The following is an 18,092-nucleotide window of genomic DNA, read 5'->3' as shown; positions in this document are numbered from 1 at the left end:
GATGTCAGACCTCGGCGGCGCGTGCGCGCTCTTCCCGTCGGACATCGCCGTTGACCGGCACGCCGGTCTCCAGCGCCGCCGCCACCAAAATGGCGTAGGCTTCATCCAGATCTTCACGCGTGTGTTCACTGGTCACGCTGATGCGTAAGCGGGCGTCACCCACGCTGACGCCCGGGAAGACCACGGTCTGGCAGAATAGCCCGCGCGCCCGGACGGCGCGGCCGAACAGCAGCGTTTTGGCGTCGTCACCCACCACCACCGGAATGATGGCCGAGTCGGAATGCTCAAGGTCAAAGCCGGCGTTAAGCAGCAGCGTGCGGAAGTAGTAGATGTTGTCCCACAGCTTGGCCAGTCGCTCGGGTTCACGCAGCATCACGTCGATGGAGGCGATCACGCCGGCGGCGACTGCGGCGGGGATGGTGGCGGCGAAAACATAGGAGTTGGAGTAGAAACGCAGGTATTCGACCACTTCGCCATCGGCGCAAACGAAGCCGCCTAATCCCGACAGCGCCTTGCTCATGGTGCCCAGCTCGAGATCCACCCGGCCTTTCATATTGAAGTGTTCCGCCGTGCCCGAGCCGGTTTTGCCCAAGACGCCGGTCGCGTGCGCGTCGTCGACCAATACGCGTGCGCCGTAGCGTTCGGCCAGCTTCATCAGGCGCGGCAGATCGACGATATCGCCGTGCATGCTGAAAACGCCATCGGTGACGATCAGCTTGCCGCCGGGGTGATCGGCGTATTTGGCCAGCGATTTCTCAAGGCTGGTCAAAGAGTGATCATAAATTTTCCGCTGCGCGCCCGCCAACTTGCAGCCGTCCTGGATGCTCATGTGGTTGATGGCGTCGGTGAACACCAGGTCGTGTCGGCTGGTCAGAGCCGAGATGCATCCCAGGTTGGCCGAGTAGCCGGACGGATAGACGATGCAGTCTTCGCGCCCTTTGAGCTTGGCCAGTTTGCGCTCCAATTCCAGATGCAGCACGTTGCTGCCGGCGATGATGCGGCACCCGGTATTGGTGGCGCCGTACAGGCCGGCGGCGTCCTGGATGGCGTGGATCACTTCCGGATGGTTCGACAATCCCAGATAGCTGTTGGAGCCGAACATCAGAAATTCGCGGCTTTTGCCGGTGACCTCGTCGAACATGACCGCGCGGTTTTTGCACGGCGTTTCAAGCGGCATACCGTACCAGTAAAGCTGACGCTGTTTTTTATCGCGATAAAAAGCGCCGAACTCACGCGTTTTATGGAACAAATCCGGGTGCTCGATGCCGACGAAGTCCCGCATGGTGCGCGGATCGCCGAGCTCATCGCGCGCGTCCGGCGACGCGGGCGCCTTGGTGGGCTGCGGCGCAGCGGATGCGGCGGTGTGCTGGCCAAAGCGGCTGAACCACGCTTCGCCCTGTTCCTGAACCAGCCGCGCCGTCAGGTTGTGCTCCAGCTCAGCCAACGTGCGGCACTCCGCCAGCGCTGCGTTATCGTCCAGGCCCAGCGTTTTGAGCAGCTCGTTGCGCGCCATCACCACCGCGACGGAGTCGATGCCCAGGTCGCCTTCGATGGCGGCGTCGGGGGGCAGATCACGCACTTCATATCCGCTGTGGGTGGCGAACACCTGGCGCACGAGAACGCTCAACCAGGCCTGAGGCGTCTCGGGGGCAGGTTGCGCGGCGGCGTTCGGCGTCGGCAGCGTGAAACCGCGCTGCAAAATACCGTCGAGCGCATCCTGAATGGTTTTGATCTCCTGGATCTCCAGCGGCGTATTTAATTGAAACTGACGGTTCAGCACCATGGCAATTTCCGCCAGCGCGATGGAGTCGACGCCCAAATCGTTTTCCAGATGGCTGCTCAGGGCCAGTGCCGACGGTTCATACTCGGTCAGCCGGGCAAAGGTGTGCAGCACCGACTGCCGGACGGCTTCATGCGCGTTTGCGGCGCTATCGACGGCGTGAACGCTCATGCGACACCCCCTGCGGCGACTTGCGCTTGCAACCGTTGCACCAGCGCGACCATCGCCTGCACCGAGGCGAAGTTCGCCGGATGGATCTCATGCATGCCGATGGCGACATGAGACTCCTGACGCAGAAAATCCACCAGATCGAAAATGGAGGCGGAATCGACGACGTTCAGTTCAAACAGCGGGGTTTGAGCGTTCAGGCCGTCGTGATCGCCATCCAGATACTGGGTGGCGATATGCTGGATCAATTTGCTTTCTAACATTGCGAGCTCCCGTTGCTAACTGGTTATTTTTCGCCGACGATCAGGGTGCGTGGGCCGGCAATTTTCATGATGCGCGCGTTGCTGAACCCCGCCAGACGGAATCTGTCCAGGTATTCCTGCGCGCTGCTCTCTATGCCACCGTCGGTGGAGACCAGCATGTTCAGCGACAGCAGGGCGGTAAATTCCGGCCCTGATTTGTCTTCGTTCAGCGGCGTTTCGGAAGCGATGAAGCGGCCGCCGGCCGGCATCGCCCGATAGATGTTGCGCAGGATGGTCAGTTGGGTTTCCGGGGCGTAGTCGTGCAGCATCCATCCCAGGTGGATCAGGTCATAGCCGCCGATCGGCAGATCGCCGCTGATGACATCGCCCTCCACGACGTCAATGCGTTCGCCATAGCCTTGCAGCGTCAGCTTGTCGCGCAAAAACGCCGAGGCCTGCGGCAGTTCGCAGATCGCCAGTGCGATCCCCGGATAAGCGTCGGCGATCGCCATCGGCAGGCTGCCGATCCCGCTGCCGATGTCCAAAAACGCACGGTGTTGCGAGAAGTCGTAATCGCGAACAAAGCCGGCGATAAAGGGCGCGGCGAATTTACCGAGAAACTCCTGGAAGTCCGCCACGTCGTCCGGATTTTGGTACAGGATGTCGAACCAACTGCGGTCATCGCCGAATACCGTGCGGCGCTGGTGGGCATCGTTTCGCACCGCCGTTTTCAGCTCGCCCCACAGCGGATACAGGAAGGTATCGATGTGGCGGCCCAGCCATCCCAGCCACTGCGGTTCGTCGCTCAACAGAAAAGCCCGGTGGGCGGCGGGCAGATGATAAAGGCCGTCTCGTTGGTCGAGATACCCCATGGCCCGCAGCGCGATGAGCAACTGTTCGGTCGAACGCGCCGGGCAGTCAAGCCGCGCGGCGATGTGCGCCGCGTCGGCGTCCCGATCGCGCAACTGATCGAACAGCTTCAGCGCCAGCGCGGCGGTCAGCGCCTTGGCCTGGAAAAAGCCCATCATCTGATTGACGGCATCTTGCTTGGTTAAAGGCATTGCTGGCTCCCTAGTCTAAAAAGGTGGAGAGTTCCTCGCACACCGTGGCAAAGGCGCCGACGAAACGGTCGATCTCGGCTTTGCTGATGATGAGCGGGGGTTGAATACGGATCACCGTCGAGCTGTTGGCGGTAATGAAGGTCAGGATCTTGTGGTCCTGGCACAGCTTGGTGACGAATTTCATGCAGAACATTTCGCCGAGCGCCTGTTCCATGCGATCCATCGCAGCCCGCAGATGGGCTTGCACCGGATCGGGCAAGAATTTCCAGGTGGTGTGCCAATCGCCGGGCAGCCGGGTGGCGAATTCGCGGGCGGAGGCGTTGACCGCGCCGGTGAACGCCTGGTCGAACTGGATCCCCAGCATCAGGCCGCGGCCGCGCACCTCGCTGACGAACGGATAGCGGGCGGCGATCTCGCTCAGTGCCTGCTTAAAGTAGGCGCCCATCCGTTCGGCATGGCCGACCAAATCCTGCGCCAGGATCTCGCGCAGCGCGCTGAGGGCGACGACCGAGGCGAGGTTGCCGCCGCCGTAGGTGGAGCTGTGCACCAGGAAGCGATCCGCCGTGCCATAGGCTTTTTGCCAAAGATCGGCTCGGCACAGCGTGGCGCCGATGGGGATCAGGCCGCCGGACAGGGATTTCGACAGCATCAGCACGTCCGGCTCGATACCGTCCCATTCGCAGGCGAAAAGTTTGCCGGTGCGCCCAAGCCCGGTTTGCACTTCGTCCACCATCAGCAGCACGCCGGTCTCGCGGCAGAGCTGCTGCACCGCCTGCAGGTAACCGGCGGGCGGGATATGCACGCCGCCTTCGCCCTGGATCGGTTCGATCATCAGCGCGCCGACGTCTTCACGGTTCAGCGCTTCCCGCAGCGCGGCGAGATCGCCGAACGGCACCTCCACCATCGCGTCCAGCAGCGGTGTGAAATAGCGGCGGTGTTTGTCTCGTCCGGTGATGGACAACGCACCCAGCGTTTTACCGTGGTAACTGTTGCGCAGATAGGCGATGCCCGGCTTGCCCGTCGAGGCCTTGGCGATCTTCATCGCGGCCTCGACGGCTTCGGTGCCGGAGTTGCTGAAGAACACCCGGCCCATGTTGCCCGGCGCCAGACGACAGAGCACTTCGGCCAGCTTGGCGGTCTGTTCGGGAATGGAAATGTATTGAATGAAGTTGGGGCCTTGAGCGTCGAGGTAGTTTTTCAGCGCGTTGACCACTGGCTGCGGGTTGTGGCCCAGGTTTAGGCACCCGTAGCCCGCCACCATGTCCAGGAAAGCCTCGCCCGCATCGTCATACAACTGGGTGCCGGCGGCGCTGCGGAAAACGTTGTCGCAGCGCTGCAACTTGAGGAAGTCCACCATCATGGGGTTGATGTATTGATGATAGCGGTCGAGGGTGTCTTCCCTGGCCGGCGTTTGGGCGATGACCGCGTCGATAAACGCCAGGCGCGATGCGGGCAACGCCGCATCAGCCGATTCCCCGGCATAGATGTCATGGTGGTAGTAGCGCTTGAGATTGATCACGCTCTGCCGATCGATGCGCTCGCCGTACGAGGCCAGCGGATAGGCGAAGAACCCGTGGCGCTCGGCGATTTCACCGATCTCCAGCACTTTTTCCGGCGCCAGATAGCGGCCCAGCGAAAAGTTTTCCCGCCGGTTTTCCAGTGCCAGCACAATGGTTTCCGCCATGCAGCCGTTCAATTGTTGCTTGATGGTGACGTTGAGCGATTCTCCTCCCAACTTGACCGCATCGGTGGCGGTGACGCAGCCGCCGTCGATGATCAGAATGTCATCCCGCGCCGGGCGCGTTTCCGAAGCGATATCGCGCGGCAGCGCCACGTCGATGAAGATCGAGCCGGGTTGCAGTCTGGCGGGGTCGATCACGCCGCCGGCGGAGGTCGCGGCGGCAAACAGTTTGCAGCGCGGGTAGAGATCTTCGGGATCGCTGGTCAGGGTGACGCGCGAGTGATACTCCTCGGGCAAATGGCTGAGCAGTTCGCTGCGATCATGGTGGCCGGCGCGGTGCAGCAAATGGAGAGAGAAACCGTGCGCCAGCAGCAGACGGCTTAGCGCCAGGCAGATCGACCCCGGATAGCCGACGATGGCGACGGGTTCCTCCTCCGGGCGGATTTCCAGCCAGGACTGGATCTGCATCAAGGCCTTGTAGCCGGCGTAGGTGGTCAGCGAGTTGCCGGAGGTGACCGGCACCGGCGACTTTTCCGCAGTGGCTTCGCCGCGTCGCCCAACGATAGAGGTAAAACCGCCGAGACCGACCAGTTCGGCGCCATCGCCGGCCAGCTCTTCGATGCCTTGGACCACCCTGGCGGCGATACCGCGTGCGTCGGCCAGCATCTCATCCGCCACCAGCGGCATGTATTTGATCACCCCTTCGCAAGTGGCGCCGGTCGCCGAGGTGATCCTGGCGAAGTTCATAAAGGGAACCAGGTTTTGTCGTTCCCACAGTTCACGCGTATAGCCGCTGTGCTGCTCGGTCGAGTTGCGTTGCAGCAGATCGAGCATTTTGACGTAACGTTTCAACCCCAGCGAGGTGGGATGAGCGATGAATCCGAATTTCATGAGGTGGCTTCCTGTGTAGGATCTTGGTCGAAGGCGGTGCTGGTCGATTCGGGCTGTTGGGCCGCCCAGGCTTTGCGCTCCTGCAGGGCGTCGTGGTCGCTCGGATCGCGCTGCCAGCCTTTGGCGGTGGCCAGCGAGATACCGTCGCCTTCATTGTTGTGCCCCAGCACCACGGAGAACAGATTGAGTCGGTGCGGCGTGGTCAGCGCCTGGCGAATGACGTCTTCGTCGAAATGCGTAAGCGTTTTGCTCTGGATATGGAAGTTATTGACCGTTTGTTCGACGTCCGGCTGTTCGACGTTCACCAACCGCATTTGCCGCGAGGTGCGATTGAACAGAATGCGTTCCTGATAGGTATTGATGACGGACAGCCCGCCGTTGCATAAATAGAAGACGGTGATGCTTTTATTCAGCAACTGCGGATGGGTGAGAATGTTGTCGATAAAGGCCGGCAGGATGTCCGGTACGATCCCTTTAGCACCGTCGCCGATAAACGCCATCACGTGGCTTGGGCTGGTGTAAGCCAGGTAGCCGGTGGCCAGTAGAGCGTCGCCCATCAGGGCGCGGCCATACCAGCCGGAAAAGCCGCGGCGCGTTTTGGCGACGTTGCGCGCGGCGGAGATGCCGCACCGGCCGACGTCATATACGCCGGTAAAATCGAATCCCTCCGTTTCGATCAGTTCTTCAATCACTCGGTTCAACTGGCAGAAGAAGTAGTTGGCCGACATGGGCAGACTGGGAAGCTGGCTGACCACGTCGGAAGGCGAATCGAGATAGGCGGCGATCAGCGCGCGGCGTCTTTCCCGCAATGCCGGATCGACGTCGAGATGCGCTTTCACCGTGCGCAGGAACGCCAGACAGTTCATGTGCAGGTGCAGATCGGCATAGGGCGACAGATGGCGCTCATCGTGCGTAAGCTGCACCAGGTGAACCTTGCGCTCCAGCCTGCCGTCGGAGAAGGGGGTGGTGATCTGAGCGACGCGGCTTTTGATCATAAACAGGCTCTGCTCGCTCATGGCGTTGAGCTTGTCGTTGGTGTGCAGGAAGTTGTAGACGCGCGGGCTGTAGCCGTAAATCGCCAGGGTGCCCAGGTAGTGGGGATTGCGCCGGCCCTGATAATATTTCGGCGCCGAGCCTGGATGGGCCAACGAGTCCACCAGGGCGATGCCGGCGGCGTCGGCGATGTCATGGATCAGGGCGTATTCGTCGTCGCTGACCGGGCCCAGCTGCCACACCAGCCGTTCCGGCCCGCGGTTGATCAGCGCTATCGCCTGTGCCAGGCTTTCGCTCATCGGCAGCGGATCGTCCGCCGACAGAACCGGGATCGGCGAGGGATCGCAGACGGCGCCCTCCAGCGACAGGGTCGACTCCAGCACGTTTTGCGTTGCCAGAATCACCACCGGGCCCTGGCCTTGATGATAAAGGCGGAAGGCTTCCGTCAAACCGGTGCCGATCGTTTCGACGTCATCGATATAAACGAACGGGATGCGGCGGGCGACAAGCACTTCACGCATGTCTTCCGTCGGCGTCAGCGTTCCCTGGAAGCTGTACCATTGATTGCCGCGGTTTTCCGCCGCGACGATGATGCCCTGGGCGGCGGTTTCCTTGAGGTTGGCCAGCGTCCCCTTGAATTCATCCATCATTCCGGAGGTCACTACGCCGAGGAACGGCATGCGATACAGCTGCCAGTTGGCCATGGCGCCGCAGGCGATGGCGTGTTCGTTAGGGCCGCGCAGGATCAGCGCGCCGCGCGCCTCCGCATGCCGATCCAGATAGCCGATCAGATTGGAGATGATCGACCCGGTGTAATAGGACACCAGCCAGCGTTCGGCGGCGGTACGCTCGAAAAATTGAATCAGCTGCTCACCCAGCGTGTTGTGCAGCGCCAGCGCGCCGATCGGCTTGACCCGGCGGTTGGTGTAGTTCATCTCGAAGAAGTCCATCCACAGGCACAACAGCTCGGTTTGGAAAATCGCCGGATCTTCGCTGCGCACGATTTCGCGGTATTGCTGCGGCAGGTAGCGGAAGGGCGATCGCAGCTGGCGAATGAACGCAACGGTGGAGAAGGTGGTGTAAAACGCGGGAATGCCGCTGCGCTGCAAGGCGCTGTAAAAGGCGTCCAGATCGCGATCGATCTGTTCGATGCTGTCATCGACGCCGGCCGGCGTGGTCTGATCGTAGAACAGCATGCCCAAATGAAATTCGGGACGCTGTTCCAGCGCATGGGTATAGATGATCTTGCCGGTGGCCTCGGCCAGGCTGGCGCATTGGATGATGCGAACGTTGATAGCCTTGTTTTGGCCTTTGAGAAAGTGCAGCGCCTTTTCGCGCGCGGCCAGATAAAGCGAGTCCGCCGCCAGATCCAACAGTTTCAGCGGCATCTCGGACTGGATATGCACGCGGTTGAAAACATAATCGCGGATATCGTTCAGTACGCTGAGCCCGGTTTGGAAAAACGCCGGGTTGCGCGTCACCACCACCACGCCGACCGTCAGGGTATCGGGATCTGCGTCGGTGCGGCAGGCCTGGCGTTCCGCTTGCCACACTTGCTCGTAGGCGGCGGAGTTGGTGAGTCTTGCTTGTCCTGTCAGGGTCGTCATGATGAGTTCCTTGTGCAGCCAAAATGGAGTGACGGCTTCAGCCAGGCGGGCAAATTCGGCACGACAAAGCCCGCGACGGTCTCTGCAGGCGGCGGTTGCCGCGCGCATCACCTTCGTTGAATTGTGCTGTTTTCAGGCGGATGGTTTACCTTCGCCGGATGTGGTGCTGACTAGCCATCGGCACGTTCTCCGCGTTGAATAATGACCGTCCCGCTGTCGCCGTCGAGAATCAAGGTGTCGCCGCTGTTGATCAGCTGGGTGGCGTTCTTGAGATTGACCGCCGCGGGGATGCCGAATTCGCGTGCGACGATGCAGCTGTGGGACAGCGCGGAGCCGATATCGGTGACGATGCCCGCCGCCAGCGCGAAGAGCGGGGTCCAGCTGGCGTCGGTAAAGCGCGCCACCAGGATTTCGTTGGGCTGCAGCTCGCCGGCCTGCGCCAGCAGATCGGTGATGACGCGCGCTTTCGCCACCACTTTGCCAGGGCTGGCCGCCAGGCCGGACAGCATGCCGGCGGCGTTTTCCGCCGTGGGGGCTTTCATCCTGGGCTGATACCCCCCGACGATCGCCATCGGCGGCTCTTCCGCATGCAGGTTCAGCAGATGCTGGTGGCGATTGCGCTCGATCAGATCGGCGGCGAACGCCTCCTGCGCCGACTGTTCCCCCGCCATAAACGCGCGGAAGCGCTCGAAGTCCACATAGGGCAGATCGGCCTGTTTGACCAGGCCTTGCGCCTCCAGGCGCCGCAGCACTTCCAACATGATGCGGCGGTAGAACCAGGTTTCGGTGACGAAGGTTGGCCGGGTCGCTTCGCGGCGTTCGGCCATCACGCCATACAGTTTGGTGATGAACTTCAGCTTCATCCGGCCAAACCAGGGCATCGCTTTAAGCAGCGTCTCGCTGTCTTCATGGCGCAGCCGCTCTGTTTCCCGCAGTTTCGTGTGCAGATCCACCGGATGTTGCAGATACATTTTCATCACTTGCAGCAGGTAGCTGGGATCGTCGTTCCAGCGCGGAAGACTCAATTCGAACTCCTGGCGGCCACGGGCGCCGAACTCGAACAGGAAGGCGCTGAAGTCGCTTTGCCAGAAGGCGCGCGATTCGGGATCGATGGGCAGGACGGTGACCAGTTCCTGTGCGCTGTGTCGCTCGAACACGGCCTTCAACGCCGGTTGACGATTGACCGTCTCCACCAGGCTGAGAATGCCCAGCGTGACTTCGATGGTGCGCAGGTTGTTCATCGACGCCTTGATGCGATTTTGCAATCCGTTGCCTCGGCCTTTGAGGTAACGTTCGCAGGTCAGTGCCAGCGCATCGTAGAGCGCGAACGACTGAAGGAAGAAGGGCATATAGGCGGCGCAGCTGTCGAGGAAGTAACCGTCGATGCGGCTGAGTTCCCGCTTCAGCTCCTGATGCGTCATGGTGGTCAGATCCAGCGCCAGAAAGCGGCGCGTCTCGCGCTGGCGCAGGGCGATCATGGCATCGACGGTCGCGCCGGCGCTGCGCAGGTTATGCCTCTGCTGTTTCAGCCAATGCCAGGCGCTCTTGAGATAAGCCCATCCCTGTACGCCGGGGCCATAGGGGTTTTTGTACCCGCTGAAATCGATATCGGCGGTGGCGTAGCGGGTCGTGAACTTCATTTCGTCGCGGGTGGGCGGGCATTGGCGGAGCATGTAGGCCGATCCGGAGATATTCAGATAGACGTAGCCTTGCAAATACCCCATATAAATCTGCCAATCGCCGATATCCGCCAGCCCCATGGTTTTGATCGCCGGGCCATGAATATGCTTTTGGTAGAACTGGCAAAACGACAGCCCCAGCGGCGTCATCAAGCCGGTGACGATCTCGCCGGTGTCCATTCGGGAGAAAAAGGCCTGTTCCTTGATCGTCGGATCGCTTTCCCACGGGTTGGCGTAAAGCATCTGAACCGGTTTGGCCTGCGTGGTGATCGGCCGCGCCTGCAGGAGCCACACGCGATCGTCTTTCACCGCCCATTCGATATCCAGTTCCGCGCCGTAAATCATCCGCGTTTGCCTGGCCAGCCTGGCAAGCTGTTGCAGCTGTTCCGGGGTTAGGCTGGGAGCGTCTCGCCTGGCTTCGGGCGTTTGCAGCAGCGTGACCTGTCCCTGCGGATCGCGTTGGCAATAGTGCGGTTTGTGACGAATTTGCCGCTCGCGGATCTCGCCGCTCGCCTTATCCAAAATGAAGCTGTCGGTGGTGACCTGTCCGGAGACCACGCCTTCCCCCAGTCCCCAGCAGCTGTCGATGACGATGTGGTTGGCATCGCCTGTCAGCGGATCTTGGGTAAACATGACGCCGGCGGCGTCCGCATCCACCATGATTTGCAAGACGACGGCGATATCGCTCTGCGCCGCCGATGTCCGGCTATACTGGGCGGCGCGTTCCGCCCAGAGCGACGCCCAGCAGGATTGCACCTTGCGCACCACCTCGTCATCCCCGCGCACGTGCAGGTAAGTGTCGTATTGCCCGGCGAAAGAGTGGGTCAGGCCGTCTTCTTCCAGCGCCGAAGAGCGCACGGCGAGCGAGGCGCCGTCGCCCAACTGTTTGCAGGCGTGACGGATCGCCAGATCGAGCGGGGCGGGGATGGCGGCGCTCAAAATCATATCGCGCACGTTGCCCGGCGCGCCCGTGTCGAGCAGCGCTCCCGGCACGGCGAATTCGATAAACTGCCGGTAAGCCTGCGCGGTGATGCAAAACGCCGGCGGCACCGGCAAGCCCGCCTGAATCAAATGATTCAACGAATGGGCTTTGCCGCCCAGGCGATGGGGTTCCAGCGTTTTATCGCCGGAAAGTTCAACCACCAGGGTAGGATTCATGACATCACCTCCGCAGGCGTAACGGGCATTGCGAGGCGTTCTCTCACCGCTTTGGCGGCGTTCAACCCGGCTAACACCGCGCTTTCGATATTACCGATGCCCACGCTGTCCTGATTGGCGAAGTGAATATTCTCAAACGGCCTGCTGGCCTGGTGAAACACGCCCTGAGCCTGTTGTCCGGCGACCGAGGTCACCAGACCCGCGGGCCAGAACCAGATTTGAATGTCTTCAATGATGTCGGCGTCAATGCCCATGTTGCCCAGCACTTTGGCGATTTCGATATAGGTCTGTTGCTGCAGCGCCGGGAACTCGTTCTGCGCGGTGCGACCTTGACGCTCTGGGCGAGTGGTCGGTTTGAGCAGGGTTAATACCCCGGTTTCCGCGCTGAGGCGATTGTCCATCCAATTGGCGATCAGGCAGGTGCCGGCTTTGCTCCAATAGTAAGGTGTGCGGGTGTTTTCCGGCTCGATCAGATAGCCGCCGAACGAGTGTTCGAGGATCGGTTTTTTCAACAGCACGTTCGCCAGGTAGTAATCTTCATGGCGGATCTGACGGATCGCCGCCAATTGCTCTTTGGGCAGGGTGGGCAACCAGGTGGGCAAATGCGTTTTGGGGGCGGCCCAGATCACTTGTTTGGCTCTGATTTCGCTGGCCGCGCCATTGACGCTGAACCGGATCACCGTTTCGTCGCCGCCGGGCGTGATGCTTTGAAGCTGTACGCGGCTTTGCAGCCTGACGTTGTTTTGCTCCTCAAGATAGTCGAGCAGCCCGGCGCTGATGCTGCCGTTACCGCCCGGCAGCGTGACCAGATTGCCGCGTAAATACCCCACCAGGAAGTGCAATCCGACATAGGCGGAGACTTCGCGAATATCGAGACATTCCACGCGCAGCGTGGTGCTGACGGCATTCTCTACCAGCTTGCCGAATTTTCTCGGTGGCCGCAGATCCGCCGGGATCTGATCCAGTTTGTGCGGTTCGAACAGATAAGTGTACAGCGGGATAGTGTCGAGCAGCGCCATATTCGCTTTGCTCCAGGTGCTCTGCGGCGTCCAGGGCAGGCTGGGGTACCGCTCGCCGCGCGGTGAGAAGGTATCGAGGAAGGCGTACAGATCGGCAAAGATCGGATCGCCCAGCTGTTTTGCCGCGATAACATAAGGTTTACCGATCAAGGCATGCAGGAATAGTTGTCCCGTCAGGCGCCAGACGGCGGGTTTCAGCAGGTAGACCGGCTGTTTGAGAAAACCAACGACGACTTCACCCAGGCATCGGAGCAGCAAGAAGGTGTCGAAAAACACCAGCGTGTCCTTTTCATTGGACTTGTAAGCGCCGCTCAGACCGATTTTCTTCAGCAGTTGCAACATGAACGAACCCGGCAATGGCTCCTGGAAGCAGACGCCGGCGATGGGAAACTTCAGGCGATTCACCGCGCGGTAGCGCGCGTTGCCGCCAAAGGAAGCGCTTTTTTCCAGCACCAGAACCCGGCGTTCGGTCAGTTCGCTGGCCGCGGCCAAACCGGAGACGCCGCCGCCGATGATCACCACGTCATACTCGCCGTCCAGCGTGGGGGTTACCGAGCCGCCTGACGCCGGCGTGGGCGTGGAAAAGTCGCGCGTGGGGAACGTGCGCGGCTTGGGTTTGCGGTGGTGTTGCTGCCGCAGCATGTACAGCGCCGCCAGCGCGAAAATCGCATCGAGCAATATGACCTGCGGCTGGGCGCGGTGCAGGATCGTGACAAATCCCGCCATCATCAGCAGCTGGCAGTAGATGACCAATGTCGTCCAACGCGGGTTGAACATCAAGACCGCACCGGAGGCAAACAGCGCCACGCCGATCAGCGCGTTAACCGCTGTACCCTGCGCCGCCAGCCAAGCCGTCGCTCCGGCGTACCAGGTGCCCTGGTTCGCCACGGCTGCCTGCTGCAGAATATCGGCGACGTTTTCCAACTGAGGGAAGGCTTTCGCCAGGCCGGCCAACATATAGAGCACGGCAAAAACGCGTTGAACGATCATCATGCGCCTCCCCGCAGACCCAGCTTGCGGGCGACAATTTCTTTTTGTATCTCGTTGGTGCCGGAGAAGATCCGGCTGGGGATCACGTTCAGCAAGTGGCGCACCAGACCGAGTTCTTGATCCATGCCGGCTCCGCCGAAGATTTGAATCGCGTCCAGCGCGGACTGCACGGCATATTCGGAAATCAACAGTTTGCTCATGGCGATGTCGATCTCGGCGTCCTGGCCCCGATCGTGTTTCCAACAGGCGCGGTAGAGCATTAGCCGACACTGTTCCAGACGCAGTTTCATCTCGATGATGCGGTTGGAGACGGACTGAAATTGGCCGATCGCTTTGCCGAATTGTCGGCGTTGTTTGGCATAGTCCAGCGCGCTGTCGAACACGCGCTCCATTGCGCCGATAAACAGAGCCGACAGGCAGCCCTTTTCCCAGATCATTGAATCGTGGAAGATGGCGCCGCCGGCGCCCGGCATGCCGAGCCGTTGGGACTCTGGAATGAAGACGTCGTTGAAGGTCAGTTCGCTCCACGGGCAGTTGGAGAGGCAATCTTTCGGGCTGACGGCGCCTACGTTTAAGCTTGGCATCCCTTTCTCGAGCACAAATGCGGACACGCCCATAAAGCCATGTTCGGGATGGGTTTTCGCATAGACGATGAAGATGTCGGCAATCGGCGCGTTGGTGATGAAAATTTTGTTTCCGTTGAGCCGGTAGCCGCCTTCACAGGGTTGAGCGGTTGATTTCATGGCATAAATATCGGAACCGGCGTCCGGCTCCGTCGCCGCATTCGCCGCGATCAGTTTTCCGGCCGCCAACGCTTCGAGATACTGCGCTTTTAATGCTTCGGAACCGAAGCGGGAAAGCGGGATCACGCAGGCGCACAGATGGGCGCAGAGCGAAAAGGACATGCCGATGTCGCGGCTGCCTTTACCCAGCGCCTCAATCATCAGCGCAGTATCGAGCGCGCTCATGCCCAATCCGCCGAACGCGCTCGCCACGGGGGCTCGGGTAAAACCATAGGCGGCGGCTTGTCGCCACAAATCCAGGCTTAATACCTGCCGTGAAAGCCGATCATGCGCATCCTGATCCAGCACCTCGCGGGCAAAACGCTGAGCGGATTCGCTTAGAGCCTGCTGCTCGCTTGATAAGTTAAAATCCATGACGAACTCCGCCATCGGGTTGAGAGATTAAATTAGCTAATATTTCTAGTTTGGAGGTGGCCAAAACTCAAACAGGCGCAGTAATGGCAAATGTAAACAAATGTTTATTTATGTGGTCTATTATTACAATTTTGTTAATTTGTTTTTTTATTTTGTTGTTTTAATTGTGTTTTATTTTGTGTTATTTATACACAAAAATTTACATATAATAAAAGTCTTAATTTGATCAAATTTTAATAGGTTAGATTGTCTATTGTTTTTTGATGAATACTTTGCAAGTGAAGTATCTATCTTTTGGCTGTGGCTATCGGTTTCTCATCGCTATCGACGGTAGGGCGTTGAGGCTTGGTGAGTGGCGGAAAGCGGCTTAAGATAGGAGGTGAGCAGGAGCATTCCGGAGGAAAAAATGAATATTAGCGACGTCGCGAAAAAGACCGGGTTAACCAGCAAGACGATTCGTTTTTACGAGGAGAAAGCGCTGATTACCGCCCCGATCCGCAGCGATAACGGTTATCGCCATTATTCCGCCAGGCACGTTGAAGAGCTGACGCTGCTGCGCCAGGCGCGGCAGGTGGGCTTCAACCTGGACGAGTGCCGTGAGCTGGTGGCGTTGTTCAACGATCCGGCCCGTCACAGCGCCGACGTGAAGGCGCGCACGCTGCAGAAGGTGGCGGAGATCGAAAGGCACATCAGCGAACTGGGAGAAATGCGCCAACGCCTGTTGACGCTGGCGGAACAATGTCCGGGCGACGAAGGGGCCGAGTGCCCCATCATCAATAATCTGGCGGGATGCTGTCGTTCGAATTAACGGCTGATGGCGCGGATCACCAGTGTGACCCCTTCCACCGCCACCACTTCCACTTCGGTGCCGGCGGGCAGATCTTCCGCCGCCTGCGCGCGCCAGCTGCTGTCGCCGATATTGATGCGCCCCATGCCGTTGTGCATCGGCTCCGTCAGCGTGGCGCGGGTGCCGATCAGCTGACGGTTGCGCTGGTTGAGCACCGGTGAACCGCCGGACACGGCCGCCGGGCGGCGACGCAGCCAGTACCACCATAGATAGGCGACGACGACGGTCAGGACGGCGAAGATCACGCCTTGCCATTCCCAGGAAAGCGGTGGCAGCAGCCAGATCAAGGCGCCGACCAACAGCGCCGCCACGCCGCTCCACAGCAGGTAGCCGCCGGCGCCGAGCATTTCCGCCGCCAGCAACACGCCCCCGAGGGAGAGCCAGAACCACAGCGGATTCGCCGCGATCAGTTCGAGCATGATTATTTGCCTTTGCTTTCTTTCAGCAGTTCGGTAATGCCGCCGATCGAGCCGAGCAGGCTGCTGGCGTCCAGCGGCATCATCACCACTTTGCTGTTGTTGGAGGAACCGATCTTCTGCAGCGCGTCGGTGTATTTCTGCGCCACGAAGTAGTTCACCGCCTGAATGTTGCCGCTGGCGATGGCGTCGGACACCAGCTGGGTGGCGCGCGCCTCGGCCTCGGCGGCGCGCTCACGCGCTTCCGCCTGCAGGAACGCCGACTGGCGTTCGCCCTCGGCCTTCAGGATTTGCGATTGTTTCTCACCCTCGGCGCGCAGAATGGCCGCCTGGCGCACCCCTTCCGCCTCCAGGATGTCGGCGCGCTTGGTTCGCTCGGCTTTCATCTGGGCGTTCATCGAGGCGATCAGTTCCGCCGGTGGGCGCACGTCGCGGATCTCGATACGGGTGATCTTCACCCCCCAAGGGTTGGTCGCTTCATCGACGATGTGCAGCAGGCGGCTGTTGATGCTGTCGCGCTGCGACAGCATTTCGTCCAGCTCCATCGAGCCGAGCACGGTGCGGAAGTTGGTCATGGTGAGGTTGACGATCGCCTGTTCGAGGTTGCTGACCTCGTAGGCGGCGCGCGCCGGGTCGACGACCTGGATAAAGCACACCGCATCGATGGCGACGTTGGCGTTATCGCGGGAAATCACTTCCTGCGAAGGGATGTCCAGCACCTGCTCCATCATATTGATTTTACGGCCGATGCGGTCCATGAACGGCACCACCAGGTTCAGGCCCGGCATCAGCGTTTTGGTGTAGCGGCCGAAGCGTTCTACCGTCCATTGGAACCCCTGCGGCACAATTTTGACGCCGGCGAACACCACAATCAGCGCGACGACGATCACGATGGGAATAAAAGTAAGCATGCAAACCTCCTGTCAGACATATGTAAACAGATATTACGCCAGCGCCGGAAAAATGCCTACCGATACCGCGACTTAATCCAGGGCGTTGGTGATTCCGCCATAAGCGGAACCGCTGTTCCGAACAGGGAGAAAAACGTTATTGAAATAAGTCTGGCACAGTTGGCAGATAAGTATGCCTAAATGGCATGATTTCAATAATTTTTATTCATTTCATGATGTTGCTCGCCTTGGCTAGAGTAAAAACACCCCCGTGTTTACCGTCAAAAATTTGTCATTTTTATTTGCGACTATGCTTTTTGAAATGACATTTCGGCCAAGGATTGTTATGGATTCGCTCAGTGTTGATGAACTCGCCCAGAAGAAAGACCGCTGGTATCGCATTGTAGAGGAGATGCTGGCCGAAGCCGGCGTCGCCATCAACGGCCCGCGCGCCTGGGATATCCGGGTGCATAACCCGGCGCTGTTCAAACGCATTTTGCAGGAAGGCTCGCTCGGCTTCGGCGAGAGCTATATGGACGGCTGGTGGGAATGCGAACGGCTGGACATGCTGTTTACCCGCATTCTGCAGGCCGGCGTCGATGAGCGGCTGCCGAAAAGCCTGAGCGACATCGCGCGCATCGCCTATGCCCGGCTGTTCAACCGCCAATCGCGCAAGCGCGCCTGGCAGGTGGGCAAAGAGCATTACGACATCGGCAACGACCTGTTCCGGGCGATGCTCGATCCTTACATGCAATACTCCTGCGGCTACTGGAAAGAAGCGCAAACGTTGGAGCAGGCGCAGCAGGCCAAGCTCAGGATGATCTGCGAAAAACTGCAGCTGAAACCGGGCATGACGCTGCTGGATATCGGCTGCGGCTGGGGCGGGTTGGCGCAGTTTGCGGCGCAAAACTACGGCGTCTCGGTGCACGGCGTGACCATTTCAGCCGAGCAGCAGAAGCTGGCGCAGGCACGCTGCGCCGGGCTGGACGTCGAGATCTTGCTGCAGGATTACCGCGATCTGGATCGTCAGTTTGATCGCATCGTGTCGGTCGGCATGTTCGAGCACGTCGGGCCGAAAAACTACGAGACCTATTTCAGCGTCGCGGCGCGTAACCTGAAGCCCGACGGCCTGTTTTTGCTGCACACCATCGGTTCCAATCAAACCGACCTTAACGTCGACGCCTGGATAGACAAATACATCTTCCCCAACGGCTGCCTGCCTTCGGTGCGGCATATCGCCGAGGCCAGCGAAGGGCGTTTCGTGATGGAGGATTGGCACAACTTCGGCGCCGATTACGATCGCACGCTGATGGCCTGGCTGGAGAATTTCAAACGGGCGTGGCCGGAATTGGCGGGCGGTTATTCCGAGCGCTTCGAACGCATGTTCACTTATTACCTGAACGCCTGCGCCGGCGCGTTTCGTTCGCGCAACATTCAGCTGTGGCAGGTGTTGTTCAGCCCGGCGGGCGTGGAGGGCGGGGTGCGGGTCTATCGCTAATTCCCGTCATCTTTC

At 60.1% G+C, this 18,092-nt stretch carries 12 protein-coding genes; 2 read left to right on the top strand and 10 right to left on the bottom strand.

The features are described from left to right. Positions 1–4: 4 nt before the first annotated feature. The 8 genes from ACJ8OK_RS08885 to ACJ8OK_RS08850 all read right to left on the bottom strand — a co-directional run bounded on the left by ACJ8OK_RS08885 (position 5) and on the right by ACJ8OK_RS08850 (position 14,426). On the bottom strand, positions 5–1,951 hold the full coding sequence (locus tag ACJ8OK_RS08885) for an aminotransferase class I/II-fold pyridoxal phosphate-dependent enzyme (RefSeq protein ID WP_060558737.1): 1,947 nt from the start codon (positions 1,949–1,951) through the stop codon (positions 5–7). After that, a complete protein-coding gene (locus ACJ8OK_RS08880) occupies positions 1,948–2,211 on the bottom strand; it encodes an acyl carrier protein (protein WP_004940224.1) in 264 nt (87 codons plus the stop codon). The genes ACJ8OK_RS08885 and ACJ8OK_RS08880 overlap by 4 nt, the downstream gene beginning before the upstream one ends. A 23-nt stretch (positions 2,212–2,234) precedes the next feature. After that, positions 2,235–3,251, bottom strand: coding sequence for a methyltransferase (locus ACJ8OK_RS08875; RefSeq protein WP_004940222.1), 1,017 nt, complete (start codon positions 3,249–3,251; stop codon positions 2,235–2,237). A gap of 10 nt (positions 3,252–3,261) precedes the next feature. After that, a complete protein-coding gene (locus tag ACJ8OK_RS08870; RefSeq protein ID WP_033633960.1) occupies positions 3,262–5,823 on the bottom strand; it encodes an aminotransferase class III-fold pyridoxal phosphate-dependent enzyme in 2,562 nt (853 codons plus the stop codon). Beyond that, on the bottom strand, positions 5,820–8,423 hold the full coding sequence (locus tag ACJ8OK_RS08865) for a hypothetical protein (protein ID WP_033633958.1): 2,604 nt from the start codon (positions 8,421–8,423) through the stop codon (positions 5,820–5,822). Before ACJ8OK_RS08865 ends, ACJ8OK_RS08870 begins: the two co-directional genes overlap by 4 nt. A gap of 170 nt (positions 8,424–8,593) precedes the next feature. After that, a complete protein-coding gene (locus tag ACJ8OK_RS08860) occupies positions 8,594–11,260 on the bottom strand; it encodes a PEP/pyruvate-binding domain-containing protein (protein ID WP_033633957.1) in 2,667 nt (888 codons plus the stop codon). Beyond that, positions 11,257–13,272 carry an FAD-dependent oxidoreductase gene (locus tag ACJ8OK_RS08855; protein ID WP_442530534.1) on the bottom strand — a complete coding sequence of 672 codons (2,016 nt, stop codon included), beginning with the start codon at positions 13,270–13,272 and terminating at the stop codon, positions 11,257–11,259. The genes ACJ8OK_RS08860 and ACJ8OK_RS08855 overlap by 4 nt, the downstream gene beginning before the upstream one ends. Continuing rightward, positions 13,269–14,426: an acyl-CoA dehydrogenase family protein gene (locus tag ACJ8OK_RS08850; RefSeq protein ID WP_442530533.1), complete on the bottom strand. Its 1,158-nt coding sequence runs from the start codon at positions 14,424–14,426 to the stop codon at positions 13,269–13,271. The genes ACJ8OK_RS08855 and ACJ8OK_RS08850 overlap by 4 nt, the downstream gene beginning before the upstream one ends. A gap of 406 nt (positions 14,427–14,832) precedes the next feature. On the opposite strand from ACJ8OK_RS08850, the gene cueR reads away from it, so the two are divergent. Next, positions 14,833–15,234 (top strand): Cu(I)-responsive transcriptional regulator, encoded by a 402-nt coding sequence (gene cueR / locus ACJ8OK_RS08845; protein WP_015376888.1) that lies wholly within the window; start codon positions 14,833–14,835, stop codon positions 15,232–15,234. Here the strand turns inward: cueR and ACJ8OK_RS08840 are convergent. Both ACJ8OK_RS08840 and ACJ8OK_RS08835 read right to left on the bottom strand, forming a co-directional pair. After that, the gene (locus ACJ8OK_RS08840; RefSeq protein ID WP_274850607.1) at positions 15,231–15,692 is read right to left on the bottom strand and encodes an NfeD family protein; all 462 of its coding nucleotides are present in this window, start codon (positions 15,690–15,692) and stop codon (positions 15,231–15,233) included. The genes cueR and ACJ8OK_RS08840 overlap by 4 nt on opposite strands. A gap of 2 nt (positions 15,693–15,694) precedes the next feature. Further along, positions 15,695–16,600, bottom strand: a complete 906-nt coding sequence (locus ACJ8OK_RS08835; RefSeq protein ID WP_004940203.1) for an SPFH domain-containing protein — start codon at positions 16,598–16,600, stop codon at positions 15,695–15,697. Between the two features lie 325 nt (positions 16,601–16,925). On the opposite strand from ACJ8OK_RS08835, the gene cfa reads away from it, so the two are divergent. Further along, on the top strand, positions 16,926–18,077 hold the full coding sequence (gene cfa, locus ACJ8OK_RS08830; protein ID WP_015376906.1) for a cyclopropane fatty acyl phospholipid synthase: 1,152 nt from the start codon (positions 16,926–16,928) through the stop codon (positions 18,075–18,077). Positions 18,078–18,092 lie beyond the last annotated feature (15 nt).

It is taken from the genome of Serratia sp. CY71090 (assembly GCF_052166845.1).
In the GTDB taxonomy this organism is placed as follows: Bacteria; Pseudomonadota; Gammaproteobacteria; order Enterobacterales; family Enterobacteriaceae; genus Serratia; species Serratia nematodiphila.
This window is presented reverse-complemented; position numbering and strand designations above follow the sequence as displayed.

Coding starts and splice junctions, on each gene's coding strand:
- ACJ8OK_RS08855 (WP_442530534.1), bottom strand. CDS start 13,272: ATGATGATCGTTCAACGCGTTTTTGCCGTGCTCTATATGTTGGCCGGC.
- ACJ8OK_RS08835 (WP_004940203.1), bottom strand. CDS start 16,600: ATGCTTACTTTTATTCCCATCGTGATCGTCGTCGCGCTGATTGTGGTG.
- ACJ8OK_RS08885 (WP_060558737.1), bottom strand. CDS start 1,951: ATGAGCGTTCACGCCGTCGATAGCGCCGCAAACGCGCATGAAGCCGTC.
- ACJ8OK_RS08850 (WP_442530533.1), bottom strand. CDS start 14,426: ATGGATTTTAACTTATCAAGCGAGCAGCAGGCTCTAAGCGAATCCGCT.
- ACJ8OK_RS08860 (WP_033633957.1), bottom strand. CDS start 11,260: ATGAATCCTACCCTGGTGGTTGAACTTTCCGGCGATAAAACGCTGGAA.
- ACJ8OK_RS08880 (WP_004940224.1), bottom strand. CDS start 2,211: ATGTTAGAAAGCAAATTGATCCAGCATATCGCCACCCAGTATCTGGAT.
- ACJ8OK_RS08875 (WP_004940222.1), bottom strand. CDS start 3,251: ATGCCTTTAACCAAGCAAGATGCCGTCAATCAGATGATGGGCTTTTTC.
- cueR (WP_015376888.1), top strand. CDS start 14,833: ATGAATATTAGCGACGTCGCGAAAAAGACCGGGTTAACCAGCAAGACG.
- cfa (WP_015376906.1), top strand. CDS start 16,926: ATGGATTCGCTCAGTGTTGATGAACTCGCCCAGAAGAAAGACCGCTGG.
- ACJ8OK_RS08870 (WP_033633960.1), bottom strand. CDS start 5,823: ATGAAATTCGGATTCATCGCTCATCCCACCTCGCTGGGGTTGAAACGT.
- ACJ8OK_RS08840 (WP_274850607.1), bottom strand. CDS start 15,692: ATGCTCGAACTGATCGCGGCGAATCCGCTGTGGTTCTGGCTCTCCCTC.
- ACJ8OK_RS08865 (WP_033633958.1), bottom strand. CDS start 8,423: ATGACGACCCTGACAGGACAAGCAAGACTCACCAACTCCGCCGCCTAC.